Annotated in this window: 1 protein-coding gene; it reads right to left on the bottom strand. The window is 61.3% G+C overall.

Going from position 1 to position 499, the window contains the following annotated elements; genetic code table 11:
- Window positions 1-13: 13 nt before the first annotated feature.
- Window positions 14-499 (bottom strand): M20/M25/M40 family metallo-hydrolase (locus EOA29_RS39690; protein ID WP_145970173.1); only part of this gene is annotated, 486 nt, incomplete at its 5' end.

Genomic DNA, 499 nt, shown 5'->3' with positions numbered 1-499 from the left:
GTTATGAATTCAGCTAGCGGTTTGCGCCGGGATTTTCCCGCTGCCCCGACAGAAACACCGTCGCTGCCGAAACCAAGGTGAGAGCGCCGTTTTTCAAGGCTGCCTCGTCAACGCGGAACTTGGCTTGGTGGAGCGGAAAGACCGATCCGACGTCTTCGTTGCGGATGTCGAGCCGGAAATAGACCGACGGAATTCTCACGCTGTAATAGGCAAAATCGTCGGCAATGCTCCACCCAGGCATGTTGAGCGCATTCTCCGCGCCGATGCTGGCCTTGGCGCCGGCAAGGATCAGTTCGGCCATCTCGGCATCGTTGACGACTCCGGGCTCGCCCCGATGGATGTCGACCTTCACCCTTGCGCCGTGGCTGGCCGCGACGCCCTCCAGCACCTCGCGAACCCGGCGCCAGGCGCGCTCGCGAGTAGCGTCATTGCCGCTGCGGATGGTGCCCTTCAAAGCGACTTTGCCGGCCGTGACATTGTAAGCATTGCCGCCATTGAT

The organism is Mesorhizobium sp. M1E.F.Ca.ET.063.01.1.1 (genome assembly GCF_003998155.1).
In the GTDB taxonomy this organism is placed as follows: domain Bacteria; phylum Pseudomonadota; class Alphaproteobacteria; order Rhizobiales; family Rhizobiaceae; genus Mesorhizobium.
The sequence above is the reverse complement of the archived record's forward strand: the minus strand, read 5'-3'. Positions and strand labels throughout refer to the sequence as shown.